This window comes from Pseudomonas sp. HMWF032 (assembly GCF_003060885.1).
GTDB lineage: Bacteria > Pseudomonadota > Gammaproteobacteria > Pseudomonadales > Pseudomonadaceae > Aquipseudomonas.
Map to the genome: position 1 here is coordinate 159,881 of NZ_QAIG01000002.1, position 22,631 is coordinate 182,511.

The window sequence follows — 22,631 nt, forward strand, 5'->3', positions numbered from 1 at the left end:
TCCTATGAAACCTCCGCCCATGTCCGATCTCGTTGGTGCGTCGTCTCTCGTTTCGAGTGCCCTCAAGCAGGAGGAGCTCTTTCCCATACGCGAAGTGGCGCGCCTTACGGGCGTCAACCCGGTGACCCTGCGGGCCTGGGAGCGGCGCTATGGTCTGATTCAGCCAACCCGCACTGACAGCGGTCATCGTCTTTATTCCCAGGCTGAAATTGAAGCCGTGCGCAATATTCTGGCGTGGATTGAGCGCGGTGTGGCGGTCAGTAAAGTTGGCAAGATTTTGGCCAAAAGCGCTCCTATCAAGGCTGCCAGTTCGCCGATCTATGAAGAGGTCAGCGCCGGCGAGTGGGGGGAGTGGCAGACCCAGTTGCGCCGAGCCATCAGTGCCTTCGATGAGCTGCGCCTGGATCGTCTGTACGGGCAGATTTTTTCCAGTTACCCGCTGCCAGTGGTGTTTCAGGACATCCTGATGCCGCTCTGGCAGGAGTTGCTGTTACGTCAGGATGAATACGGTCAGGCCAGCGAATGGCTGTTTCTCGACACATTTCTTCGGGCACGTGCACTGCAACGTTTGCAGGCACTGCGTACCCAGGTTGAAGATCGCGTATTGCTCGCGGCCTTGCCCGGACACTGTCGTGAACTGGAGTTACTGGTCGCCGGCTTGCTGCTGAGTAATGCTGATACGGCCGTCAGCGTGCTGGGTCTTGGTCAGCCGCTGGAGGAGCTGACCCTGATCTGCGAGAAAATGCAGCCCCAGGCCTTGGTGCTGTTCTCCAATCAACCGCCCAGCGATGACTTGCCCAAAGTATTGTCACGTCTGGCGCTGGCGCTGGCTTGTCCACTGGTGATGGCGGGTGACGGCGCCGATCTGGCCGAGGAAAGCCTGAGGGGTTCCCCGATTGCATGTCTGGGCAATGAAGGTCGTCTGATGCAGCGGCGCCTGCAGCAATTCCTGGCGGGTCACCTGGATACCTGAACCCTTCGTCAATGCTCTGAAACCCCAGCCGCAGCCTTTACGGTTGTGCCTCGCTGTGCGTACTGCCGGTCGCGGAAATTTTATACTTGTACATCTTGTACAAGAAAAGCTTGCTGCTTGAGATTTTTGTCTGTACAAAAGCTATACATTGTTTGTTTGTGTATAGCTTGCATCCACTTGTACAGCTTGAGGACTCAGCGACATGACCCAATACCGCGCACCCCTTCGTGACATGCGTTTCGTTTTTGACGAGGTGCTCGACGCTTATGCCACCTTGCAGTCGCTGCCTAGTCAGCGCGAGTTCGGAAACGACCTCGGTGGCGCCATTCTGGAAGAAGCCGCCAAATTGGCGGAGAACGTGCTGGCCCCATTGAATGGCTCAGGTGACAAGCAAGGCTGCGCATATGATCCGCAGAGTAAATCAGTAAAAACCCCAGAGGGTTTTCGGGCGGCCTATCAGCAGTTTGCCGAAGGTGGCTGGACCGCGCTGGCGTGTACCCCGGAGTTTGGCGGCCAGGGCTTGCCCCACGTGCTGAACATGATGGTTGAAGAGATGGTCTGCTCGGCCAATCTCTCGCTGGGCATGTACCCAGGGCTGACCCACGGTGCGATCAATGCGCTGACCGCTCACGGCGCGCGCGACCTGCAGGAGCGCTATCTGCCGAAACTGATCAGTGGCGAGTGGACCGGCACCATGTGCCTGACAGAGCCGCAGTGCGGCACCGATCTGGGCTTGATTCGTACCCGTGCTGTACCGCAGGCGGACGGCAGCTATGCCATCAGCGGCACCAAAATCTGGATTACTGGCGGTGAACATGATCTGGCCGACAACATCTTGCACTTGGTACTGGCCAAACTGCCTGATGCACCGGACAGCGTGAAAGGTATTTCGCTGTTTCTGGTGCCCAAGTTCCTTGCAGACGGCAGCCGTAATCCGGCGTTCTGTGGTGGCCTGGAACATAAGATGGGCATCAAGGGTTCGGCCACGTGTGTGATGAACTTCGAGGGCGCTCAAGGCTGGTTGATCGGCGAGCCGAACAAGGGGCTCAAATGCATGTTCACCATGATGAACTCGGCGCGTCTGATGGTTGGCATGCAGGGCCTCGGCATTGCTGAAACTGCCTATCAGGTCAGTCTCGGTTTCGCCAAGGAACGCTTGCAGAGTCGCTCACTATCTGGCCCGAAAGCGGCGGACAAACCCGCCGATCCGATCATCGTGCACCCCGATGTGCGCCGCATGCTCCTGCGGCAGAAAGTGATGATCGAAGGTTGTCGCGCGCTGGCTTATTTCACCGGCTTGCATGAAGACGTTGGCCATGATCACGAAGACCCTGCGGTACGCCAGCAGGCGGATGATCTGGTGCAGTTGCTGACGCCGGTGGTCAAGGCCTTCCTGACTGACGAAGGCTTCAACTGCGCCAACGAAGGCCTGCAGGTGCTGGGTGGTTCCGGCTTCACTGAAGACTGGGGCATTGAGCAACTGGTGCGCGATTCACGGATTACCCGCATCTATGAAGGCACCAATGGTATTCAGGCGCTTGACCTGGTTGGCCGCAAGCTGGGGCTAGGGGGCGGCCGTGCCGTGCGTAATTACTTTGCCCTGATTGAAGGCTGGCTCAAGGCCAATGCCGAGGCAGAGCATGTGCCTGCCGTGGGTGCAGCGCTTAAACAATTGCAACAAGCCACGCTGTGGATTGCCAGCGAAGGCATGAAAGACCCCGAGCAGGCCGGTGCGGCGGCCACGCCTTATCTGCGTCTGTTTGCCCTGACCAGCCTGGCCTGGATGTGGGCGCGCATGGCTGCGGTGGCCAAGGCCAGGTTGGCGGCCGGCAGCACGGAAACCCTGTTCTACGGCGCCAAGCTTAAATCCGCTGACTTCTTTATGGCCCGCATCCTGACTGAAACCGACAGCCTGTTGGCTGAGGTCAAGGCCGGCAAAGCCACCCTGATGGCCTTCAGTGATGAGGAGTTTGCTGCCTGAATCGACTGCGCAATCCGGTAGCCATCAGTTCCGCCCATTTTCGGTTATCGGATTTTTTTATCCCTGCTGCAGGCGCTTCGCCTGCACCTTAGGCCCGCGCTGATTGCGGGTCTTTTTTTGCCTGCCATTCTGCTTTGGGCGTTTAGCCGTTCCGGGCCTGCTGGCGTTGTTCCTGCTGCAGGTGCTGCTGATAGATGAACTGGCGTAACTGCTCGTCGCTATGCCGGTCGAGGGTATGCAGCTGGTAGGCCAGCAGGCCGTCTTCGGTGGCGCGTACGAAGGTTCCGGTCACGGCAACCGGGCGGTGTTCGCCTACCGGCAGGATGCGCCGAAAACGCCTAGGTGGCTGGCCGGTGCCACGGTGTTCAACCAGCGCGCCATTCATCGACAGCTGGTGAATCCATAGATCGCTCGGTTGTGTACTTGGCGTATGCAGCGGTATCGGTTCGGGCAGGGGCGAGCGCCAGGCGCGGTTGATTTCACCTTCATCGAAAATCTGCGGGGCGCTGAGTTGCAGGCAGGGCGCGTTTTGTTCGTCCTGGCTGAGGCGCAGGTCAAAGGTCAGGTGCTGATTGGCGATATGCGCATGCAGGCTCAGCTGTTCATTGGCTGCGCAGTGCGACAGCAGTTCGCTGAGTTGTTTGCCGAGGTCTACTGGCAGGCGCGGTTGGCTGCGCTGCTCGGTGGTGCCGGGTTGATGCAGCTGGCGGATAAACGCCAGTTCTGCCTGGGTCAGGAGTGCCTGTTCTTGCATGGGGGCGGTCTGTATCAAGCTCTGAAGCTGTTGTGACCGCTGCTCTGGGGATTAGTTACTGCCGGTCGTCGCCTGCAGGCGTGCCAGTTCGGCCTTGAGGACGGCCATCTCAGCCTCCAGTTGCTTGACCCGCTCCTGCGCTTCGACCTGCTCGGTGACGTTCTTCTGGATGCCGATGTAGTAGGTCAGCTGATCAGCCTCATTGACCACCGGGGTGATCGACAGCTCGTTCCAGAACACGCTGCCGTCCTTGCGGTAGTTGCGGATGATCTGCCGGCAGGGGCGGTGGGCTTTGACCGCCTCACGGATGGCATCCAGCCCGGCCTGATCGCGGTCGCCGGCCTGCAGGAAACGGCAATCCTGATAGAGAATGTCTTCGCTGGCGTAGCCGGTGAGCTTTTCGAAGGCGGGGTTGGCATAGATCAGGATGTTGTCATCACCTTCCTGTTCGGCCACCACGATGCCGTCGTTGGAGGCGTTGATCACCAGTTGCAGCAGTTTGGCGTTGATCATGAGGCGATTTCCCAGTCTATGTCGGCTGCATTCTAAAACATCCGGGCGGGCTGTCTACTTGCGGCATAATGCCGGGCTTATCGATTTGGTTCTGACTGTTTCGGAGTTCTGCATGAAAATCGCCATTCTTTCCGGCTCGGTGTACGGCACTGCCGAGGAAGTTGCCCGCCACGCCGAGCGTCTGCTCAAGGCCGCCGGCCATGAGGCCTGGCACAACCCGCGCGCCAGTCTGGCGGATTTTCAGGCGTTTGCTCCTGAAGCCTTTCTGGCTGTGACCTCGACTACTGGCATGGGCGAATTGCCGGATAACCTGCAGCCGTTGTACTACGCCATCCGTGATCATCTGCCGGCGTGGAGCGGCCTGCCGGGCGGGGTGATTGCCCTCGGCGACTCCAGCTATGGCGATACCTTCTGCGGCGGCGGCGAGCGGGTGCGCGAGCTGTATGCCGAGCTGGGCATTCGTGAGGTGCAGCCGATGCTGCGCCTGGACAGCAGCGAAAGCGTGACCCCGGAAGCCGACGCCGAGCCTTGGCTGGCGGACTTTATCGTGGCGTTGCAAGGTTGATGCACCCGCGCGCGCAGGAACTGATCACGGCGCTGCAGCTGCAGGCGCATCCGGAGGGTGGTTATTACCGCCGCCTGTACGAGTCGTCTGCGCAGCTGGACGGCGGCCGTCTGTGCGCCACGGCGATTATCTTTCTGTTGCCCGCCGGCGCGGTTAGCCGCTGGCACCGGGTGGATGCCGACGAGCTCTGGCATTTCTATGAAGGTGCGCCGCTGGAGCTGCTGCTGGCCGCGCAGCCCGATGCCGTGCGGTGCGCGCGCCTGGGGCCGGTGGCCATTGGCCAATTGCCGCAGCGCCTGGTGCCGGCGCATGCCTGGCAGGCGGCGCGCAGCACCGGGGCGTTTACCCTGGTGGGCTGCACGGTGACGCCGGGTTTCGACTTTACCGGCTTTCAGCTGCTCAGCGATGACCCACAGGCCCGGCGCGACTGGCCCCTGCTCGCGCAGCTGCATCCCGAACTGGTTTGACCTGCAAGGCCACCACGCTGGCCGCCAGAGCGACTCACCTTTGCGGCATCCCTCGCTAGACTCCTGGGCACTTCAATAACAAAAGCCGAGGAATTCATCATGACCGTTGCCCACGCACTGCCTGTTGTCAGCCTCAAGGATCAGGTTTCCGCAGCCGAGTGGCAGACCCGCGTAGACCTGGCCGCCTGCTACCGGCTGATTGCCCTGTATGGCTGGGATGATCTGATCTTCACCCACATCTCGGCGAAGATTCCTGGCAGCGAAGATTTCCTGATCAACCCCTACGGGTTGATGTTCCATGAGATCACTGCCTCCAGCCTGGTGAAGATCGACCTGGCCGGCAACAAGCTGATGGACAGCCCGTTCGACATCAACCCCGCCGGCTACACCATCCACAGCGCCGTGCACGAGGTGCGCCACGATGTTGGTTGCGTGCTGCATATCCACACCCCGCAGGGGATTGCCGTTTCGGCGCAGAAGCAGGGTTTGCTGCCACTGTCGCAGCAGTCGCTGTTCGTTCTCGCCAGCCTGGCCTATCACGGCTATGAAGGTGTGGCACTGAACCATGACGAGAAGTCGCGGCTGCAGGCGGACCTGGGCGATAAGAACTTTATGATCCTGCCCAACCATGGCTTGCTCACCGCTTTCGGCAGCATTGCCGATGCCTTCCTCGGCATGTTCACCCTGCAGCGCGCCTGTGAGATTCAGGTGATGGCGCAGAGTGGCGGGGCGGAGCTGATCCATATCCCGCAACAGGTCCTCGACGGTGCCCGGGCGATGATTGCCGGCGTGATGAAAAGTCCGCAGGGCATGGGCGGCGCTTTGCCGTGGCCGGCGCTGCTGCGCAAGCTGGATCAACAGATGCCAGGTTACGCCGCATGAGTGCGCTGCCCGGTATCGCCCTTGAAGCCTGGCGCGCTCAGGGGCGTGACTTCAGCTTTAACGGTCAGCCTATTCGCTACTGGATGGCGGGCGACCCCGCTGCCGAGCCGTTGCTGCTGATCCATGGCTTTCCCACCGCCAGTTGGGACTGGCATTACCTGTGGGCGCCGCTGGCCGCGCGTTACCGGCTGATTGCTTGCGACATGCTCGGCTTTGGCGACTCGGCCAAACCCCGTGGACATGCCTACAGCCTGCTGGAACAGGCTGATCTGCAACAGGCGCTGCTGGTGCATCTGGGGATTGGTCAGCCAGTGCATGTGCTGGCCCACGACTACGGCGACAGTGTGGCGCAAGAACTGCTGGCACGGCATCAGGATGGGCGTGTCGCGCTGGCCAGCTGTGTGTTTCTCAATGGTGGGCTGTTTCCGGAAACTCATCATCCGGTGCTGGTGCAGAAGCTGCTGCTCAGCCCCATCGGCCCGCTGATCGGCCGGCTGTTCAGTCGTCAGAAACTGGCGCAGAGTTTTGCCAAGGTATTCGGCCCGCAGACCCAGCCAAGCGCCCGCGAGCTGGATGATTTCTGGAGCCTGATTGCCGCCCATAATGGTCCTGCGGTGATGCACCGCTTGATCCGCTACATGCCCGAGCGCCGCGTCAACCGTGATCGTTGGGTAGCCGCGATGCAGGCCACGGTGGTGCCGATGCGGGTGATCGATGGCGCAGTCGACCCGATTTCCGGGGCGCATATGGTGGCGCGTTACCGTGAGCTGATTGCCAAGCCGGACACTGTGCTGCTGGAGCAGATCGGCCATTACCCGCAGACCGAAGCACCGGATCAGGTGCTGGCGCATTACCTGCAATTCCGTGAACGGCTGGAGGCCAAACGATGCAACGACGCACAGTTCTGAAAGGTGCCGCCCTCGGCGGTGTGGCGGCTCTGGGCGCAGGCTTTTGGGCATTACCCAGTGGCGAGGCACCCGCTGCCCTGAGCCTGGAAGGCGCGCAGCAGGTGTTGGCCGGGCTGGTTGATAAACCGCTGTCGAGCGTAAAAGGCTGGAGCCCGGCTGAGGTGTTCAACCATTGTGCGCAGAGCATCGAGTACTCCATCAGCGGTTATCCCGAGCTCAAGCCCGGTTGGTTCCGCAGCAGCGTCGGCCCGCTGGCCTTTAGCGTGTTTGCTGCGCGCGGAGCGATGCGCCATCCGCTGAATGAGGCCATCCCCGGTGCCGCAGCGCTCAATTCGCCGGCCACATTGGCCCAGGCGCTGCAGCGTTTACAGCAAGCCTTCAGCGATTTCGCCGCATACCAAGGCGAACTGCAACCGCATTTCGCCTATGGCGCGCTCAGCCATGCCGACTACGCGCAAGCGCATGTGCTGCACCTGTACAACCACATGAGTCTGATCCGTATCGCCACTGCCTGAAACAGAAGCCCCTGAGCATTCGCCGCTGAAGCGCCGCCCACGACCTGCTGTCTGCTGACGATAAATCGTGGGAGGGGCTTTCGGCTCTGGCATCCTGCTTCGCTCTACCTCCTGCATCCATGCAGCCGTAGCCGCGACAAACAGGCCACTTTTATGCGGTTGCCTTAGCGGACTATCCCGCTGCTTTATTGCGCACCATTCAGCGCTGCTCGTGTCTATTGTGACCAGGGCACGTCTGCTGGACACTCGGCGCATTGTTAATCTGCCGAGGAGTGCTGCATGAGCGACGCCATCCGTTTTCAAGATCAGGTTGTAATCGTCACCGGGGCCGGCGGCGGCCTGGGCCGTGCTCACGCGCTGCTGTTCGCCAAGCACGGTGCCAAGGTGGTGGTGAATGACTTGGGCGGCAGCACCCACGGTGAAGGCGCCAATGCCTCGGCGGCGGATAAGGTGGTTGAGGAAATCCGCGCAGCGGGCGGCACCGCTGTGGCCAACCACGACTCGGTGACCGACGGCGAGAAGATCGTGCAATGCGCCCTGGATACCTTCGGTCGCATCGATGTGGTGGTCAACAACGCCGGCATCCTGCGTGACAAGACTTTCCACAAGATGGAAGACGCCGACTGGGACCTGGTTTACAAAGTGCACGTCGAGGGGGCCTACAAGGTCACCCGCGCCGCCTGGCCGCACATGCGGGAGCAGGGTTATGGCCGGGTGATTTTCACCGCGTCCACCTCGGGCATCTACGGCAACTTTGGCCAGTCCAACTACGGCATGGCCAAGCTCGGCCTGTACGGCCTGACCCGCACCCTGGCCCTCGAAGGGCGCAAGAACAACATCCTGGTCAACGCCATCGCGCCTACCGGCGGTACGCGCATGACTGAAGGCTTGATTCCGCCGCAGGTGTTTGAGCAGCTCAAGCCTGAACTGGTCAGCCCGCTGGTGGTGTACCTGGCGAGCAATGCCTGCGAAGAAACCTCCGGCCTGTTCGAAGTGGGTGGCGGCTGGATGGGCAAAGTGCGTTGGGAACGCAGCCTGGGTGCCGGCTTCGACCCGCGCGAAGGCTATAGCCCGGAAGATGTGGCGGCCAATTTCGCGCAGATCTGCGACTTCGAAGGCGCCGCCCATCCGAAGGACAATATCGAAGCGATGAAAGAGATGATGGCCAACCTGCAGAAGTTCGCCCTTTGATTGCGCCACTCTGACGGGGAGATCGGTCAGCAGGCTGATTTCCACCGCCCAGGGCTTTAAGGTGAAGGCCGGCTAAATGCCGGCCTTCGGCATTTTAGGGAGCAGGTCATGTGCGTCATCATCGAAAAGAACGGCCCGGTCACCATCTTGATCATCAACCGCGCCGAGGTGCGCAATGCAGTCGACCGGCCGACGGCTGAGGCGCTGGCCGCGGCATTGCGGGCTTTTGAAGCGGATGAACAGGCGCGGGTGGCGGTGTTGGCTGGCGCGGGCGGCACCTTCTGCGCTGGGGCTGATCTGGGTGCGGTGGCCGCAGGCGCTGAGCGTGCCAATCGCCTGGAAACCGAGGGCGACGGGCCGATGGGACCGAGTCGCATGCAGCTGAGCAAACCGCTGATCGCCGCCATCGAAGGTCACGCGGTGGCCGGCGGCCTGGAGTTGGCGCTGCTGGCCGACCTGCGGGTGATGGCCGATAACGCGGTGCTCGGGGTGTTTTGCCGGCGCTTTGGCGTGCCGCTGATCGATGGCGGCACCGTGCGGTTGCCACGGATTATCGGCCAGGGCCGCGCGCTGGATCTGATCCTTACCGGTCGCCCGGTGTTGGCTGAAGAGGCGCTGAGCATGGGCCTGGTCAACCGGGTGGTGGCAGCCGGTAGCGCGTTGGCTGCCGCGCAGCAACTGGCGCTGGAGATTGCCGGCTTCCCGCAGCGCTGCATGCTCGCTGACCGCGCCAGTGCCTATGCGCAATAGAACCTGCCGTTCGCTCAGGCCATGGCCAACGAGTTTGCGGGCGGCATGGCGGTGATTGCCAGCGGTGAAACCCAGGCCGGTGCGCAGCGCTTCAAGGATGGCAGTGGGCGGCACGGCACCTTCTGAGCCGCGTGTTTACGGCTTGCCTGGAATCCCGTATTTGCGCAGGCGCATAGCAATCGCGCTGTGCGAGGTGTGCAGGCGGGTTGCCAGTTGCCGGGTGGAGGGGTGGCTGGGGTAGAGCTTTTCCAGCAGATTCTTTTCAAACTCGGCCACTGCCGCTTCCAGGCTGCTGACTTCGCCCTCGGCCTGTTGCGCGGCCACGGCGGTACCGGCGATATCCAGATCATCGATTTGCACCAGATTGCTTTCGCAGATCGCCGCCGCGCGGAAGATCACGTTCTGCAGCTGGCGCACATTGCCTGGCCAGCGATTACCTAGAAGCGCCGGGTAGGTGTCCGGCGTCAGGCGGCAGGGCAGGCGCTGGATCTGTGCGCAGGCCTGCTGCATAAAGTGCCGCGCCAGCAACAGGATGTCCTGGCCGCGCTCGCGCAGGGGGGGCACTTCCAGCTTGAGTACGTTAAGGCGGTAGAACAGATCCTCACGGAACGCGCCTTCGCCGACCATTTTTTCCAGATCGCGGTGGGTGGCGCTGAGGATGCGCACATTGACCTTGACCTCACGCTCGCCGCCGACCCGGCGGAAGGTGCCATCGCTTAAAAAGCGCAGCAGCTTGGCCTGCAAATAGGGCGACATTTCGCCGATTTCATCGAGGAACACCGTGCCCTGGTTGGCCAGCTCCAGCAGCCCTGGCTTGCCGCCGCGCTGGGCGCCGGTAAAGGCACCGGGGGCGTAGCCGAACAGCTCGCTTTCGGCGAGGTTCTCCGGCAATGCCGCGCAGTTCAGCGCCAGAAACGGCGCGGTGCGCCGCATGCTGATAGCGTGACAGGCGCGCGCTACCAGCTCCTTGCCGGTGCCGGTTTCGCCCTGAATCAGTAGCGGTGCATCGAGGGTAGCGACGCGCTGGGCGCGGGTTTTCAGGTTGCGAATCGGTGCGGAGTCACCCAACAGCGAGTCGAAACCCTCGGCGTGATCATGGTGCAGCGCCGCCAGGCGTTCGCCCATGCGGCTCGGCGCGTACAGGCTGAGCAGGCCGCCGGCCAGGTGCCGCGCGCTGCCGTCGACACCTTCGGTGATTGGTTGCGCATCCAGCAGCAATGCTTGGCCTTTGAGGGTGACTTCACGCATCGGCAGACGGAAGCCCTGGTCGAGCAGTTCCACTTCCAGCGGGTTGTCAGCGAACAGCTCACTGATGCCCAGCCCCTCGGGCTGTTGGCCGCAGAGCTCAATCAGCGCCGGGTTGGCCAGCAGCACACGGCCCTGGCTGTCGACCGCCAGCACCGGGTCGGTCATGGCCGCGAGCAGGGCATCGAGCTGCAGGTGACGGCGCTGGCCGGGGAGGATGTCGACAATGGTCACGGCCTGCACGCCACGTACCTTGAACAACGCCTCGCGCAGTTCATCAAGCACCTCGGGGCTTAAGGTTGGGGCGTCGATATAAACGTTGGGCGGCACCATCTCCACCGCATCCAGGTTGAGGTTGCGCCCGCCGAGCAGGGCCAGCACTTCCTGGGTGATGCCAACGCGGTCGATAAAGGTGACGTGAATACGCATGGAAACGGGCGGCCGACTGGTTTACAGGTGCGCCAGTATGCCCGGTCTGCGGGGCTTAGTTAAATCTGTCGACTCGCCAGCGACCTGTTGTTGGTAGGCTTTCGGCGACAGGCCAAACCAGCCCTTGAAGGCTTTGTAGAAGGCGCTTGGCTCGCTGAAACCCAGTTCACGGCTGAGCGCCTCGACTCTACAACCGGGTTGCTGCAGACGTTGCAGTGCGTGTTGGCGGCGCACCAGGGTCAACAGGTCTGAGAAGCAGCAGTCTTCTGTGCGCAGGTGCCGGTGCAGGGTTTGCCGGCTGATGGCCAGGTGCCGTGCTATCCCGTCTGCCGATAGATCACCGCTGAGCAGGTTCTGCTCGATCAACTGCAGCACCTGCAGGCGGGTGCTGTGCTGTGTGGGCAACTGGGCCTGGATGGCACTCACGCGTTGCTGCATCAGGTCCTTGAGATAGGCATTGGCCCCCAGCACGGCTAGCTGTAGATCGCTCTCCAGCAGGTCGAGGTAATCGAAGGTCTCGGCAAAGCGTGGTGGCACCCCGAACACCTGTCGATAGATCGCTGGGGGCGCCAGTGGTGTATGACGAAAACCGACCGCTTGCGGCATCAGTCGCACTCCCGTGAGCTGACGCGCCCAGCACAGTGCGGAGCTGAGGCTGTGCTCGCTGACGACGGGGTGGCCGAGTAGCGGCGCATTGAACAGGAAGTGGATACGCACCCGCCCGGCAAGTGATTCAACGCGCAGGTTTTCGCCCTCGCTCATCACCGGGATAAAGCGGCGAAACAGCTCAATGGCCTCGCCCAGCGTGGCGCTCTGCGCGGCCAGGTGGGCAACCGGTCCGCGGGTGTGCAGGCCGCGCTGCTGGCCAACCAGCAGGCCAATCTCCGCGCGTGCCCCCCGACTGGCGGCGCGCTGCCAGAGGTGCAAGGCCCAACGCACCGGCACGCGCATTTCCAGGTTTTTCAACTGCTCGAGCTCGACGCCCAATTCGTCCAGGTCATCCGGGCCGGCCAGGTCGAATCCCTGCAGTGACAGGTACAGATCGAGCAACTGTGAAGCGGTTGCGCTAGGTGTGTGGGTCAGTGGCATGGGGCGTCCTTTTCCAACCAGGGTCAGGCGATTGTGCGTCGCCGGTGAGACAAATTGCCACAGTGATGCAACCGCTGGCTATTAAACGCACAGCAGCGAGCGGCTAGATTGGCCGGCAAACAACATCGAGTGCTTCGCACCGCCTGGAGTCCTGCGCCATGAGTCATGCTGACCTGATCACCTTGCCCCGCCTGCTGTCTCGCTTGCCCCGTCTGCTGGTCGACCTGCCCGCGATCGTCAAGGGACTGCATATTGGCAATCGCAGCCGTGGCGACTACCCCGTCAGCCTGGCCAGTTGCATTGAGGCGGCGGCCCGCGACAATCCACACGGCGTGGCGCTGATTCAGGGCGACGAGCAGCTCAGTTACGCCGAGTTCGACCGCTGGGCCAACCAGCTGGCGCACTATCTGCGTGCCCAGGGGTTACGCCAGGGCGACAGCGTGGCGCTGATGTTCGAGAACCGCTTCGAGCTGCTCGCCGGGGTGGTCGCCTGTGCCAAGCTCGGTGCGGTCAGCGCGCTGATCAACAGCAGCCAGCGCGGCCGCGTGCTGGCCCACAGCATCAGCCTGGCATCGCCGCGCATGGTGCTGGTGGGTGAGGAACTGCTGGAGGCTTTCACGGAAATCGCGGCGCAGGTGGCACTGCCTGCCGATGCCTGCCACTACTTTGCCGATCGCCCAACCTGGCGTGATCCCGGCGAGGCCCCCGCAGGCTGGCAGCACCCGGCCGCCGCGCTGCAGGGCTATCCCGTCGATGCGCCGTGGCTGGAACGCGCAGTACGCGCTGATGACCCCTGTTTCTATATCTACACCTCTGGCACCACCGGCCTGCCGAAAGCCGTGGTGTTCAACCACGGGCGCTTTATGAAGGGCTATGGTGCCTTCGGTTTCGCTGCTGTGCGCCTGGGCCGCGAGGACCGCATGTACGTCAGCCTGCCGTTCTATCACGGCACCGCCATGGTGGTGTGCTGGGGTTCGGTATTGGCCGGTCAGGCGGCGCTGATCATGGTGCGCAAGTTCAGTGCCAGCCGTTTCTGGGATGACGTGGAGCGACATCGGGCGACCGCCTTCGGCTATGTCGGCGAGCTGTGCCGCTACCTGCTCGACCAGCCCGCGCGCGCCAGCGACGCCGCCAATCCGATCCGCGTGATGGTCGGCAACGGCCTGCGCCCGAGCATCTGGCAGGCGTTCAAACAGCGCTTTGCGGTCGAGCGGGTGGTCGAGCTGTATGCCTCCAGTGAAGGCAACATCGGTTTCACCAACCTGCTCAATCTCGACAACACCGTGGGCTTCTCGCCTTATCCCTATGCCATCGTCCGCTACGACCAGGAGCGCGAGGCGCCGCTGCGTGAGAACGGCCATCTGCAGCGTGTAGCCAAAGGCGAGGCGGGCTTGCTGTTGGGCAAGATCACCGACAAGTCGCCGTTCCATGGTTACACCAACGCGCGCGACACCGAGCGTTGCATCCTGCGTGATGTGTTCGAACCGGGTGACGCCTGGTTCAACACCGGCGACCTGATGCGCGACATGGGCTTTCGCCATGCGCAGTTTGTCGACCGCTTGGGCGATACCTTTCGCTGGAAGGGTGAGAACGTCTCCACCACTCAGGTCGAGGCGGTGCTTGATGGCGTGGCCGAGGTCAGCGAGGCCGTGGTCTATGGCGTCGAGGTGCCCAACACCAATGGCCGTGCTGGCATGGCCTGCATCCGTCTGGCCTGTGCGCCAGAGGATTTTGATTTCCAGGCCCTGCTCACGCACGTGCGCCAGGAGCTGCCGGCCTACGCCGTGCCGCTGTTCTTAAGGCTGAGCGCGGCAATGGAAACCACTGGCACCTTCAAACACAAGAAAGCGCCGCTGAAGGAGCAGGCCTACGACCTCGACCGCTGCAGCGATCCGCTGTATGCCTGGCTGCCCGGATCTGATCGCTATGTGCCACTGACCTGCGAGCTGCAAGTGGCCATCAGCGCCGGTAACTACCGTTACTGAGGCTCAATACCCTGGCACGCGCTTTAGTGTGTCAGGGTGCACTCAACCGCAGGTCAGGCGGATGATCACTTCGCTTTCATCGATATCGATATTCAGACGCTGCGGGTTGTAATCCATGGTCGCGGCGTCGCCAGGGGCGAGCACGCGCAGGGTTTTGGCGTTGGCGTGCTGCTGCACTTGCTCGATCAGTTCGGCGCTGGCGGTCTTGCCAAGTACGCCGTGCACCTGCTCGACATCGCAGTCGCCGCTGATTTCGGCGGTTGGCTGGGCGGGCGGCGGTGAGCTGCAACCGGCCAGCAGGGCGAGAAAGCTAAGGCTGGCGAGGGCGTGACGAAGAGCCATGGTGTATTTCCTTGTCTGCATAAAACTCGTGGCAGCCTAGCAGCCGTATCCGTTGTAGCTCAACGTTGGGCTGGTCAATCTGCTCAGGTTACTGCATCAGCATTTCCGCAAGCCCGGCCAACTTCCCTACAATTGCGCTTTTCCCCAGAGCAGGAGGTTCTGTGCACGCGGTGATCTCGATTCAACAGCTGAGCAAGACCTACGCCAGCGGCCATCCGGCGCTGCAGGACATCAATCTGGATATTCGCCCCGGCGAAATCTTTGCCTTGCTTGGCCCCAACGGCGCGGGCAAGACCACGCTGATCAGCATCATCTGCGGCATCGTCAATCCGGGCGGTGGGCGGGTGCTGGTGGGCGGCCAGGACATCATCAAGGACTACCGCGCCTCGCGCTCGCAGATCGGCCTGGTGCCGCAGGAGCTGGTCAGCGATGTGTTCGAAACCGTCTGGGCGACGGTGAAGTTCAGCCGTGGCCTGTTCGGCAAGAAGCCCGATCCGGCTTACCTGGAGCAACTGCTCAAAGACCTGTCGCTGTGGGAAAAGCGCGACGCAAAGATTTTCGAGCTGTCCGGCGGCATGAAGCGCCGGGTGATGATCGCCAAGGCGTTGAGCCACGAGCCGCAGATTTTGTTTCTCGACGAGCCCACCGCCGGCGTCGACGTCGAGCTGCGCCGCGACATGTGGAACATGGTGCGTCGTCTGCGTGAGCGTGGCGTGACCATCATCCTCACCACCCATTACATCGAAGAGGCCGAGGAAATGGCCGACCGCATCGGGGTGATCAGCAAGGGCCGGATCATTCTGGTGGAAGACAAGCAGGCACTGATGCACAAACTCGGCAAGAAGCAGCTGACCCTGCAACTGCAACAGCCGCTGGTGAGCATCCCCGCCGAGCTGGCGCGTTACCCGCTGGAACTGAACGACGAGGGCCGCGTGCTGGTGTTCACCTTCGACACCCAGAGCGAGCACACCGGCATTGCCGAGCTGCTCAAGGACCTGGCCCAGCACGGCATCGACTTCAAGGATCTGCAGTCCAGCCAGAGTTCACTGGAAGAGATATTTGTCGAATTGGTAAAAGGGGCACGTGCATGAATCTGTATGCCATCAAGGCCATCTACCTGTTCGAGCTGGCGCGCACCTGGCGCACCCTGCTGCAGAGCATCGCCACCCCGGTGATCAGCACCTCGCTGTATTTCGTGGTGTTCGGTTCGGCCATCGGTTCGAGCATGACCCAGGTGCAGGGCGTCAGTTACGGGGCGTTTATCGTGCCGGGGCTGATCATGCTGGCGCTGCTCACCGAGAGCATTTCCAACGCTTCGTTCGGCATCTACATGCCCAAGTATTCGGGGAGCATCTATGAGCTGCTCTCGGCGCCGGTGTCCTACCTGGAAATCCTGATTGGCTATGTCGGTGCGGCGGCCACCAAGTCGATCATTCTCGGTTTGGTGATCCTGGTGACCGCGCGGCTGTTTGTCGATTTCGAGATTCTTCACCCGCTGTGGATGCTGGCGTTTCTGGTGCTCACCGCGCTGACCTTCAGCCTGTTCGGTTTCATCATCGGCGTGTGGGCCGATGGCTGGGAGAAATTGCAGGTGGTGCCGGCGCTGATCGTCACGCCGCTGACCTTCCTCGGTGGCGCGTTTTACTCGATCAGCATGTTGCCGCCGGCCTGGCAGACCGTGACCTTGTTCAACCCGGTGGTGTACCTGATCAGCGCCTTTCGCTGGAGCTTCTACGGCGTTTCTGACGTGAACGTCGGCCTGAGCCTGGCGATGATTTTCGGCTTTCTGCTGCTGTGCATCCTGGTGGTGGGGCTGATCTTCAAAACGGGTTATCGCCTCAAAAGTTGAGGCATTTTGACGCGGCGGACAACTTTTGTCTGATTTGCATTCATCAGGTTACACGCCAGTAAACACGGGGCTTGGCACTGACTTTTATGTTCATCTGCGCGGTGATGTACGGCCGCGATACGTTTTTCAGCTTGCCTAATGGGGGGCTTAGTGGCGTAGGCTGAAGTCGTCGCCTTACCTGGCGACGCTACTCGCGAACAGTTGAAGAAGGAAAGCGTTATGCAAATCCAAGTTCACAGCGATAACCACATTGAAAGCAGCGCACGGCTGGTGGAGTGGGTGAGTGCCAGTGTCGCCAGCAAGCTGGAACGTTTCGACGACGAGCTGACCCGTATCGTCGTTCACCTGCATGATGACAATGGCGCCAAAGCCGGTGCACATGACAAACGCTGCCAGATCGAAGCGCGGCCAAAAGGCCTGCAACCGCTCAGCGTGACCCACAAGGCCGAATCCCTGGAGCAGGCCATTGAAGGCTCCATCGAAAAACTGCACCACGCCCTCGACCATCAGTTCGGCAAATTGCGCAGCAAACGCGCTACGCCATTGCCGGCCAACCAAGCGGCTGACATCGGCCAGGACGCACTGCTGCGTGAGGACTTCCTCGCCGAGGAACAGCTGCGCGCGGTCTGATCAGATACGGGCCGGCGTTTGACAGACGGCCCATCCACCTTTGCTCGCGCCCCCGCAGGTTTCTGCGGGGGCGCTGTCGTTTCAGCGGCCGGTAGCGGCAAGTCACTGCCCGAGGCGGCAAGGCACTTCCGCCTCAACGTCCGCAGCAAGGCACTCACCCCTTGCCATTGCTGGGTTTCAGAGAACTGGCCCATTTTCTGCAAAAGCCTGTTCAACTGACCGTTGCGGGGCTTTGTCATGACCAGTATTTCCAACAACTCGCCACTGGCGAGTTACTTTGCCAACAGCAGTAAACCGAGCACAGCCAGCACTGCGGGTGGGGCGGCGACTGCCAGTGATAAACCCAGCGCGCCACCGGCTGATCCACTGGCAGAGATTCGCCGTTTTGCCGATAACCTGGTGGCCAATAGTCGCGGTGGTTTGTTGCGCGCCATACAGGGCGGCGGCAATCCTGCCAGCAGCGCGCTGGCCAGCGATCGTTTGCGTCCGGCGGCCGAGCAGGACAGTGCAAAATCGAAGATCGCCCTGCCCGATGTTGCCAAGCTGGACCGTGATGACGCCGCCAAGCTGCTGGCGCAGGTCAACAAGCTGGTTGATGCCGGCCTGGACAAGCTCGACAACTTTGTGGGCTACAACGGCGAACAGCAGACCCATTCGCTGACCACCTACCGCGATTGGCTGCAGGCCAAGGGCGGCGTCAGTATCTACGTCTGAGTCGCCCGCGCTGGCCGCTTGAGGTGGTGCCGCACTGGTATCGCCACGCCAGGTGCGCCAAGATCAGCAAGCCCAGCCGTATGGGCATGGCCAGATCGAGGAATTCTATGGGTAGCAGATGCATGACTCGGGCGTTCGTCGCCCTGGTGCTGGGGCTGTTGCATGGCGGCGTGCAGGCCGCCGAAGAAACGCAACTGATTGGCTTGATCAACCATTACCGCAGCGAGGTGCAGCGCTGCGGCAGTCAGGCTTCTGCCGAGCTGCCGCCCCTGAGTGCCGACCCGCGGTTATTGCTGCCGGCCACGGGGCGTGCGGATTTACAGGCCGTTATGGCCAGCAGCGGTTACCCGATGGTCAACGTGCAGGCCATCAGCCTGTCCGGCCCGCGTGATGCCGCTTCTGCCTTGCAGGTGCTCAAGGAAAGCTTCTGCCAGATCGTGCTTGACCCGCAGTTTGTCGATATCGGTGTCAGTCGCCAGGATCGCGACTGGCGCATTCTGCTGGCGCGGCCATTGCTGGCCAGCCGTCTGGGCGATTGGCAGGCTGAAGGGCACAAGCTGTTGGCGCAGATCAACCAGGCGCGTACGACAGCCCGCCAGTGCGGCCGTCAGAGCTTTGCGCCGGCACCGGCGTTGAGTTGGAACGATGTGCTCGGCAGCACGGCGTACAGCCACAGCCGGAGTATGGCCAACGGCAATTTCTTCGATCATCAAGACCCTGACGGTCGCACCCCCGGCGACCGTGCAGAGTTAGCCGGCTATAGCGGCCAGCGTATCGGCGAGAACATCGCCGCTGGCCTGGATAGCGCGAGCAAAGTGGTCGACGGCTGGCTGGCCAGCCCCGGCCACTGCGCCAACCTGATGAGCCCGCAATTCAGCGAACTGGGCGCCGCCTATGCCAACGACCCGAAGAGCGATGCGGGGATTTACTGGACAGCGCTGTTTGGCGCGCCGTAATGGCGCTAAGGGCGATCGAGCGCCTTACTTGATCGGCGGGTAAACCCGGCTCCTGGCTGTGGTGCGCACGGCCTGGCCCCTTAGCCCAGCACCCGCGCCAGGTGTTGTTCGTAGCGGGCGATATCGGCCTCGATGACGGGGCGTTTCATCACGTCGACGCAAAGGAAGGTCGGCAGGGCGCGCATGCCGAGAAACTGGTTGGCCTTGTGGAAGGGCAGGTAGACGGCATCCACGCCTTTGCCTGCAAAGAAGTCAGTCGGGTCGTCGAACGCTTGCTGCGGCGCGTTCCAGGTCAGCGACAGCATGTACTGCTTGCCCTGGATCAGGCCGCCACTGCCGTATTTCTGTGAGGCGTCCGAGCGGGTGCGACCGTCGCTGGCGTAGAGGCTGCCGTGGCCTGCGGTAAACACCTCGTCGAGGTACTTTTTCACCGTCCAGGGTGCCCCCATCCACCAGCCGGGCATTTGATAAATGATCACGTCGGCCCAGAGAAATTTCTGCACTTCCTCGGTGACGTCGTAGCCGCTGTCGATATGGGTGTGCTTGAGGTCGAAACCGGCGCGGTCGAGAAAGGCCAGCGCAGTGTCGTGCAGGGTGGTGTTGTAGCGGCCGGCAGAATGGGCGAACTGTTTACCGCCGTTGAGCAGCAGGATGTTTTTCATGGCATGCGCCTCGGTAAATGATGGCGGCATGCTAGGGCGCGCGGTCGTTGCGAAACAGCCGCGAGTAGGCAAAAGATTTGTGAGTGCCGCGCATGAGTGACGCCATGCGCAGCTTTGCAGACGGTGCTGCAAAAGGCCGCTGCGCAGTGCTCGCGGTGATGCCGAGCACTGCGCAAGGCAGCTGTTTAGCGAGCCAGGTCGGTTTCTGCGACGCCCTTGCGGCCTTCTGCCTCAGAGACCTGTTCCAGGTTGGCGCCTCCGACGAAGAGCCCCATCTTGATGTATTGACGGATGTAGTAGGTTTTGCCGGCCACGGCATTGAGCGTCAGGGTGTTATCGCCGAATTCCGATTCGGTCGACAGCACATGGGTGCCGGGTGCGATTTCGCGGTAGAAGTAGGTGTTGATGGCTGTTTCGCCAATCACCTGATCGTTGATCTTGACGGTTTTTTTCAAGCCCGAACCCAGCATCGAATCGCGGAAGATATACAAGCCCGCTTTATCCTGCGCCGGTGCCGGAAACGCTTTGAGCGCCTGGTTCTGCTCGGCAGATTCCATGGGAACCGATGCACAGCCTGAAAGCAGCGCCATCGCGAGCACTGCAAAACACATCATGATTTTCTTGGACATGGGTTACTCGTTCCTGAGTGGTGTCTATGGGGTGGCATTTTGCTATGCCGCCGCGCACCCTATTCGCAGAGTCGAGTAAATGCAAATGCATATCAGCGGTTAGCTACCGGTGCGAGTCGCCGCACCGGTAATGGCGGGGTGTCAGCCGCTTATTGCTGTGGCGCTGCCGTGCTATTGGCTGCCGCCGACCAGATGCGATAGCGCACCTGCACATCGGCCGGGGCATAAATCACCACAGGCAGTTTGCTGTTGTAGCGCACCAGATGCGGTTCGCCGCCCACGGGCACAAAGGCCTGCTTGCGGCTGTTGTCGGGGCAGGCCATCAGGGTACTCATCGCCGGGCCGACCTGGCTCAGTTGGTAATAGGTGTAGCCCCAGCCTTCGGCGCTGTTCTCCTGCCACTGGCCGCCCAGGCGCTGCTGGTTGCAATCCACGTCCAGGGTTTTGCCGGCAATCAGTTCGACCTTGTACTCGTCCTCATTGGCTTGCGCCGGCAGCATAATCACGTGGCGATTAAAGCCTGCGCTGGCCGCAGGGTAAGGTTTGAGCGCCTCGGGCGTAGCCGCGCAGGCGGCCAGTGGCAGGGCGAAGGCGAGAACGAGCAGGGAGCGTTTCGGCGAGGTCATACAAAATCCTTGGTCATGAGGCTTGTGGGCCGTCTGTTGAGACATGGATGGGGTGAGCAGCCAGAGTGGATGAGCACCCACTGACACCCTGTGGATAGGTGAAGTTCCTGGCCTTGGCAAGCCGAGCCCCGGCGGATCGCCCCGATACCCGAGGCTTCAATGCACGGTCAGGCGCTCACGCACCAGCGCCTGCGCGTGTTGGGCCATCTGGTCGAGCAAGCGGTCGCGCTGCTTCTCGGCGTCGCTCATGGCTCGCTTGCCGTGTTGCTTGAGCAGGTAGGTGTGAATCTGCCGGACTTCGGTGGACTGGAATATCGGCGCCAGGTCCTGCACCGCCAACATACCGTTCGCGCTGTAGTTACGGGTGCTCATCAGCACCTGCGGCCCGCGCGCGGCCAGCACCTGAAAGCCCATGGCCTCGAAGGTGGCGACCTTGCCGGCCACGCAGGCCAGTTCAGCGTGCGGGTGGCGGCTGATCATCTGCTGCAGCAGGGCGCGGGCAATTCCGTGGCGACGCTGGCTGGCCTGCACGGCCATATAGGCCAGGGTGCAGGCCTCGGGAGCATCCTGAGCCGGTAAATACAGGGCAAAGCCCAGCACCTGGGACGGGTCCTGATCACTCAGGGCGAGGATCAACCGCGCGCTGCTTGGTTGCTCGCTGTGCATGGCGCGCAGGTACAGGTGCATCTCGTAGCCCATCACGTACTGGTACAGCTGATACAGCGGGTTGCTGGGCGTCAGTGACACCGGGCTGATGTCGCTGAGGTAGTCCACCACCATCTGCAGCACCTGGCTGTTCAGCGATTCGGGGGGCGGGCTATCCAGGTGTACAAGGGTGAACATCGTCAGTCTGGCTCCGGGGCGTGCGCGAGTGCGCGGTCGGTAAGGGCGGCATTGTACCGCCCTCGGCAGGGCGTGCAGGCATCGTCGTGCGGGCTGCGGTGCTCGGCGGGCAGACGCTCAACGGCACGGTCCAGGCTTGGGCTATGATGCGCGCCCGCGCAAGCCGCCCGCTGATCACCAGGTCTCCATGTCCGTTAATGCCCTCTACACCGACCTGTCTGATTACTACGACCTGATGTGCGCCGATATCGACTATCCGGCGCAAAGCCACTGCATTCACCGCGTGCAGCAGTTGTTTGGCAACGCCGGCAGCCGCCACCTCGATCTGGCCTGCGGAACAGGGCCGCATGTGCAGCACTTTATCGCGGCCGGCTACACCAGTAGCGGCCTCGACATTAACCAGCCGATGCTGGACAAGGCCGCGCTGCGTTGCCCGCAAGCGCACTTCGCCTTGCAGGACATGTGCGGTTTTACCGTCAGCGAGCCGCTGGACCTGATCACCTGCTTTCTCTATTCCATTCACTACAGCGGCGGCCTCGACCGGCTGAAAGCCTGCATCGCCAGCGCTCATGCGGCACTCGATACCGGTGGTCTGTTCTGCTTTAACGCCGTCGATAAAGAACGGATCGACAACCGTCTGTTTGCTGCGCACAACGCCGCTTATGACGACAGCCAGTTCACGTTCAGCTCCGGTTGGCGCTATGCGGGCGAGGGCGAGCAGCAGGCGTTGTGCTTGCGCATTGAAAAGTCGACGGCTGGGCAAACCGAGGTGTGGCACGACGAACACCCGATGGTGGCGGTGAGCTTTGTGCAGTTACAGGCACTGTTGCAGCCGTATTTTGAGGTGCATGTGCTGGAGCATGACTACCAAAAGCTCATCCCGTGGGATGGCGCGTCGGGCAATGCGTTGTTTGCTTGTGTGAAGAAGGGGTAAGCATTTCAAGCCCCCCAGATCCGTCGGCTGGGTGACGCTTTATCCATCTACCGTTGAGGCGGTTGTCCGGGCGAGTTGCTACATCCAGTGCGTTTTTATCGAATTCGTGGGAGGGGCTTTAGCCGCGAGATACGACAGGTGTGCAGTTGACCGCCGCCGCTGTGTTGTTCTCGGGTAACGGTTCCGTCCTTACGGCGGG

General features: G+C 61.8%; 24 protein-coding genes and 1 pseudogene. 16 read left to right on the forward strand and 9 right to left on the reverse strand.

Annotated elements, in window-relative coordinates; all coding sequences use genetic code 11:
- Positions 1-19 precede the first annotated feature (19 nt).
- Positions 20-973 (forward strand): MerR family transcriptional regulator, encoded by a 954-nt coding sequence (locus tag DBR00_RS01470; RefSeq protein WP_108489710.1) that lies wholly within the window; start codon positions 20-22, stop codon positions 971-973.
- A gap of 202 nt (positions 974-1,175) precedes the next feature.
- On the forward strand, positions 1,176-2,954 hold the full coding sequence (locus tag DBR00_RS01475; RefSeq protein WP_108489709.1) for an acyl-CoA dehydrogenase C-terminal domain-containing protein: 1,779 nt from the start codon (positions 1,176-1,178) through the stop codon (positions 2,952-2,954).
- Positions 2,955-3,096: 142 nt separating this feature from the next.
- Here the strand turns inward: DBR00_RS01475 and DBR00_RS01480 are convergent, their stop codons facing one another.
- Together DBR00_RS01480 and DBR00_RS01485 are read right to left on the reverse strand one after the other, a co-directional pair.
- Complete coding sequence (locus DBR00_RS01480; RefSeq protein WP_108489708.1) at positions 3,097-3,708, reverse strand: hypothetical protein; 612 nt, start codon at positions 3,706-3,708, stop codon at positions 3,097-3,099.
- Between the two features lie 51 nt (positions 3,709-3,759).
- A complete protein-coding gene (locus tag DBR00_RS01485; protein WP_108489707.1) occupies positions 3,760-4,221 on the reverse strand; it encodes a PAS domain-containing protein in 462 nt (153 codons plus the stop codon).
- 112 nt (positions 4,222-4,333) lie between these two features.
- On the opposite strand from DBR00_RS01485, the gene DBR00_RS01490 reads away from it, so the two are divergent.
- From DBR00_RS01490 to DBR00_RS01520, 7 genes and pseudogenes are all read left to right on the forward strand, one after another.
- Positions 4,334-4,786 carry a flavodoxin gene (locus DBR00_RS01490; protein WP_108489706.1) on the forward strand — a complete coding sequence of 151 codons (453 nt, stop codon included), beginning with the start codon at positions 4,334-4,336 and terminating at the stop codon, positions 4,784-4,786.
- Positions 4,786-5,253 (forward strand): cupin domain-containing protein, encoded by a 468-nt coding sequence (locus DBR00_RS01495; RefSeq protein ID WP_108489705.1) that lies wholly within the window; start codon positions 4,786-4,788, stop codon positions 5,251-5,253. Before DBR00_RS01490 ends, DBR00_RS01495 begins: the two co-directional genes overlap by 1 nt.
- 99 nt (positions 5,254-5,352) lie before the next feature.
- Positions 5,353-6,135, forward strand: a complete 783-nt coding sequence (locus tag DBR00_RS01500; protein ID WP_108489704.1) for a class II aldolase/adducin family protein — start codon at positions 5,353-5,355, stop codon at positions 6,133-6,135.
- Positions 6,132-7,043, forward strand: coding sequence for an alpha/beta fold hydrolase (locus tag DBR00_RS01505; protein ID WP_108489703.1), 912 nt, complete (start codon positions 6,132-6,134; stop codon positions 7,041-7,043). Before DBR00_RS01500 ends, DBR00_RS01505 begins: the two co-directional genes overlap by 4 nt.
- A complete protein-coding gene (locus DBR00_RS01510; RefSeq protein WP_108489702.1) occupies positions 7,022-7,558 on the forward strand; it encodes a DUF1569 domain-containing protein in 537 nt (178 codons plus the stop codon). The genes DBR00_RS01505 and DBR00_RS01510 overlap by 22 nt, the downstream gene beginning before the upstream one ends.
- A 279-nt stretch (positions 7,559-7,837) precedes the next feature.
- Positions 7,838-8,749, forward strand: coding sequence for an SDR family oxidoreductase (locus tag DBR00_RS01515; protein WP_090251709.1), 912 nt, complete (start codon positions 7,838-7,840; stop codon positions 8,747-8,749).
- Positions 8,750-8,857: 108 nt separating this feature from the next.
- A pseudogene (locus DBR00_RS01520) lies at positions 8,858-9,625 on the forward strand (crotonase/enoyl-CoA hydratase family protein).
- 9 nt (positions 9,626-9,634) lie between these two features.
- On the opposite strand, the gene DBR00_RS01525 reads toward DBR00_RS01520, so the two are convergent.
- Both DBR00_RS01525 and DBR00_RS01530 read right to left on the reverse strand, forming a co-directional pair.
- Entirely contained in the window at positions 9,635-11,173 is a 1,539-nt protein-coding gene (locus DBR00_RS01525; RefSeq protein WP_108489701.1) for a sigma-54-dependent transcriptional regulator, read from the reverse strand.
- Between the two features lie 21 nt (positions 11,174-11,194).
- A complete protein-coding gene (locus DBR00_RS01530) occupies positions 11,195-12,262 on the reverse strand; it encodes an AraC family transcriptional regulator (RefSeq protein ID WP_108489700.1) in 1,068 nt (355 codons plus the stop codon).
- A gap of 158 nt (positions 12,263-12,420) precedes the next feature.
- On the opposite strand from DBR00_RS01530, the gene DBR00_RS01535 reads away from it, so the two are divergent.
- Positions 12,421-14,247 (forward strand): long-chain-acyl-CoA synthetase, encoded by a 1,827-nt coding sequence (locus DBR00_RS01535; RefSeq protein WP_108489699.1) that lies wholly within the window; start codon positions 12,421-12,423, stop codon positions 14,245-14,247.
- Positions 14,248-14,289: 42 nt separating this feature from the next.
- On the opposite strand, the gene DBR00_RS01540 is transcribed toward DBR00_RS01535, so the two are convergent.
- A complete protein-coding gene (locus DBR00_RS01540; RefSeq protein WP_108489698.1) occupies positions 14,290-14,589 on the reverse strand; it encodes an I78 family peptidase inhibitor in 300 nt (99 codons plus the stop codon).
- Between the two features lie 161 nt (positions 14,590-14,750).
- Between DBR00_RS01540 and DBR00_RS01545 the strand changes: the two genes are divergently transcribed.
- The 5 genes from DBR00_RS01545 (at position 14,751) to DBR00_RS01565 (ending at position 18,738) form a co-directional block, all read left to right on the forward strand.
- On the forward strand, positions 14,751-15,680 hold the full coding sequence (locus DBR00_RS01545) for an ABC transporter ATP-binding protein (protein WP_108489697.1): 930 nt from the start codon (positions 14,751-14,753) through the stop codon (positions 15,678-15,680).
- A complete protein-coding gene (locus tag DBR00_RS01550; RefSeq protein ID WP_108489696.1) occupies positions 15,677-16,438 on the forward strand; it encodes an ABC transporter permease in 762 nt (253 codons plus the stop codon). The genes DBR00_RS01545 and DBR00_RS01550 overlap by 4 nt, the downstream gene beginning before the upstream one ends.
- A gap of 219 nt (positions 16,439-16,657) precedes the next feature.
- Positions 16,658-17,068 (forward strand): HPF/RaiA family ribosome-associated protein, encoded by a 411-nt coding sequence (locus DBR00_RS01555; RefSeq protein WP_108489695.1) that lies wholly within the window; start codon positions 16,658-16,660, stop codon positions 17,066-17,068.
- A gap of 237 nt (positions 17,069-17,305) precedes the next feature.
- Positions 17,306-17,782 (forward strand): hypothetical protein, encoded by a 477-nt coding sequence (locus DBR00_RS01560; protein ID WP_108489694.1) that lies wholly within the window; start codon positions 17,306-17,308, stop codon positions 17,780-17,782.
- 107 nt (positions 17,783-17,889) lie between these two features.
- Complete coding sequence (locus tag DBR00_RS01565; RefSeq protein ID WP_108489693.1) at positions 17,890-18,738, forward strand: CAP domain-containing protein; 849 nt, start codon at positions 17,890-17,892, stop codon at positions 18,736-18,738.
- 80 nt (positions 18,739-18,818) lie between these two features.
- Here DBR00_RS01565 and DBR00_RS01570 read toward each other — a convergent pair whose 3' ends face one another.
- The 4 genes from DBR00_RS01570 to DBR00_RS01585 all read right to left on the reverse strand — a co-directional run bounded on the left by DBR00_RS01570 (position 18,819) and on the right by DBR00_RS01585 (position 21,498).
- The gene (locus DBR00_RS01570; protein WP_108489692.1) at positions 18,819-19,400 is read right to left on the reverse strand and encodes an NAD(P)H-dependent oxidoreductase; all 582 of its coding nucleotides are present in this window, start codon (positions 19,398-19,400) and stop codon (positions 18,819-18,821) included.
- Between the two features lie 185 nt (positions 19,401-19,585).
- Positions 19,586-20,029, reverse strand: coding sequence for a DUF2846 domain-containing protein (locus DBR00_RS01575; protein WP_108489691.1), 444 nt, complete (start codon positions 20,027-20,029; stop codon positions 19,586-19,588).
- 149 nt (positions 20,030-20,178) lie between these two features.
- Positions 20,179-20,655 (reverse strand): serine protease inhibitor ecotin, encoded by a 477-nt coding sequence (gene eco / locus DBR00_RS01580; protein ID WP_108489690.1) that lies wholly within the window; start codon positions 20,653-20,655, stop codon positions 20,179-20,181.
- Between the two features lie 156 nt (positions 20,656-20,811).
- Positions 20,812-21,498, reverse strand: a complete 687-nt coding sequence (locus DBR00_RS01585; RefSeq protein WP_108489689.1) for a GNAT family N-acetyltransferase — start codon at positions 21,496-21,498, stop codon at positions 20,812-20,814.
- 187 nt (positions 21,499-21,685) lie between these two features.
- Between DBR00_RS01585 and DBR00_RS01590 the strand changes: the two genes are divergently transcribed.
- The gene (locus tag DBR00_RS01590; RefSeq protein WP_108489735.1) at positions 21,686-22,432 is read left to right on the forward strand and encodes a class I SAM-dependent methyltransferase; all 747 of its coding nucleotides are present in this window, start codon (positions 21,686-21,688) and stop codon (positions 22,430-22,432) included.
- Positions 22,433-22,631: the final 199 nt, after the last annotated feature.

Coding starts and splice junctions, on each gene's coding strand:
- DBR00_RS01470 (WP_108489710.1), top strand. CDS start 20: ATGTCCGATCTCGTTGGTGCGTCGTCTCTCGTTTCGAGTGCCCTCAAG.
- DBR00_RS01475 (WP_108489709.1), top strand. CDS start 1,176: ATGACCCAATACCGCGCACCCCTTCGTGACATGCGTTTCGTTTTTGAC.
- DBR00_RS01480 (WP_108489708.1), bottom strand. CDS start 3,708: ATGCAAGAACAGGCACTCCTGACCCAGGCAGAACTGGCGTTTATCCGC.
- DBR00_RS01485 (WP_108489707.1), bottom strand. CDS start 4,221: ATGATCAACGCCAAACTGCTGCAACTGGTGATCAACGCCTCCAACGAC.
- DBR00_RS01490 (WP_108489706.1), top strand. CDS start 4,334: ATGAAAATCGCCATTCTTTCCGGCTCGGTGTACGGCACTGCCGAGGAA.
- DBR00_RS01495 (WP_108489705.1), top strand. CDS start 4,786: ATGCACCCGCGCGCGCAGGAACTGATCACGGCGCTGCAGCTGCAGGCG.
- DBR00_RS01500 (WP_108489704.1), top strand. CDS start 5,353: ATGACCGTTGCCCACGCACTGCCTGTTGTCAGCCTCAAGGATCAGGTT.
- DBR00_RS01505 (WP_108489703.1), top strand. CDS start 6,132: ATGAGTGCGCTGCCCGGTATCGCCCTTGAAGCCTGGCGCGCTCAGGGG.
- DBR00_RS01510 (WP_108489702.1), top strand. CDS start 7,022: ATGCAACGACGCACAGTTCTGAAAGGTGCCGCCCTCGGCGGTGTGGCG.
- DBR00_RS01515 (WP_090251709.1), top strand. CDS start 7,838: ATGAGCGACGCCATCCGTTTTCAAGATCAGGTTGTAATCGTCACCGGG.
- DBR00_RS01525 (WP_108489701.1), bottom strand. CDS start 11,173: ATGCGTATTCACGTCACCTTTATCGACCGCGTTGGCATCACCCAGGAA.
- DBR00_RS01530 (WP_108489700.1), bottom strand. CDS start 12,262: ATGCCACTGACCCACACACCTAGCGCAACCGCTTCACAGTTGCTCGAT.
- DBR00_RS01535 (WP_108489699.1), top strand. CDS start 12,421: ATGAGTCATGCTGACCTGATCACCTTGCCCCGCCTGCTGTCTCGCTTG.
- DBR00_RS01540 (WP_108489698.1), bottom strand. CDS start 14,589: ATGGCTCTTCGTCACGCCCTCGCCAGCCTTAGCTTTCTCGCCCTGCTG.
- DBR00_RS01550 (WP_108489696.1), top strand. CDS start 15,677: ATGAATCTGTATGCCATCAAGGCCATCTACCTGTTCGAGCTGGCGCGC.
- DBR00_RS01555 (WP_108489695.1), top strand. CDS start 16,658: ATGCAAATCCAAGTTCACAGCGATAACCACATTGAAAGCAGCGCACGG.
- DBR00_RS01560 (WP_108489694.1), top strand. CDS start 17,306: ATGACCAGTATTTCCAACAACTCGCCACTGGCGAGTTACTTTGCCAAC.
- DBR00_RS01565 (WP_108489693.1), top strand. CDS start 17,890: ATGGGTAGCAGATGCATGACTCGGGCGTTCGTCGCCCTGGTGCTGGGG.
- DBR00_RS01570 (WP_108489692.1), bottom strand. CDS start 19,400: ATGAAAAACATCCTGCTGCTCAACGGCGGTAAACAGTTCGCCCATTCT.
- DBR00_RS01575 (WP_108489691.1), bottom strand. CDS start 20,029: ATGTCCAAGAAAATCATGATGTGTTTTGCAGTGCTCGCGATGGCGCTG.
- eco (WP_108489690.1), bottom strand. CDS start 20,655: ATGACCTCGCCGAAACGCTCCCTGCTCGTTCTCGCCTTCGCCCTGCCA.
- DBR00_RS01585 (WP_108489689.1), bottom strand. CDS start 21,498: ATGTTCACCCTTGTACACCTGGATAGCCCGCCCCCCGAATCGCTGAAC.
- DBR00_RS01590 (WP_108489735.1), top strand. CDS start 21,686: ATGTCCGTTAATGCCCTCTACACCGACCTGTCTGATTACTACGACCTG.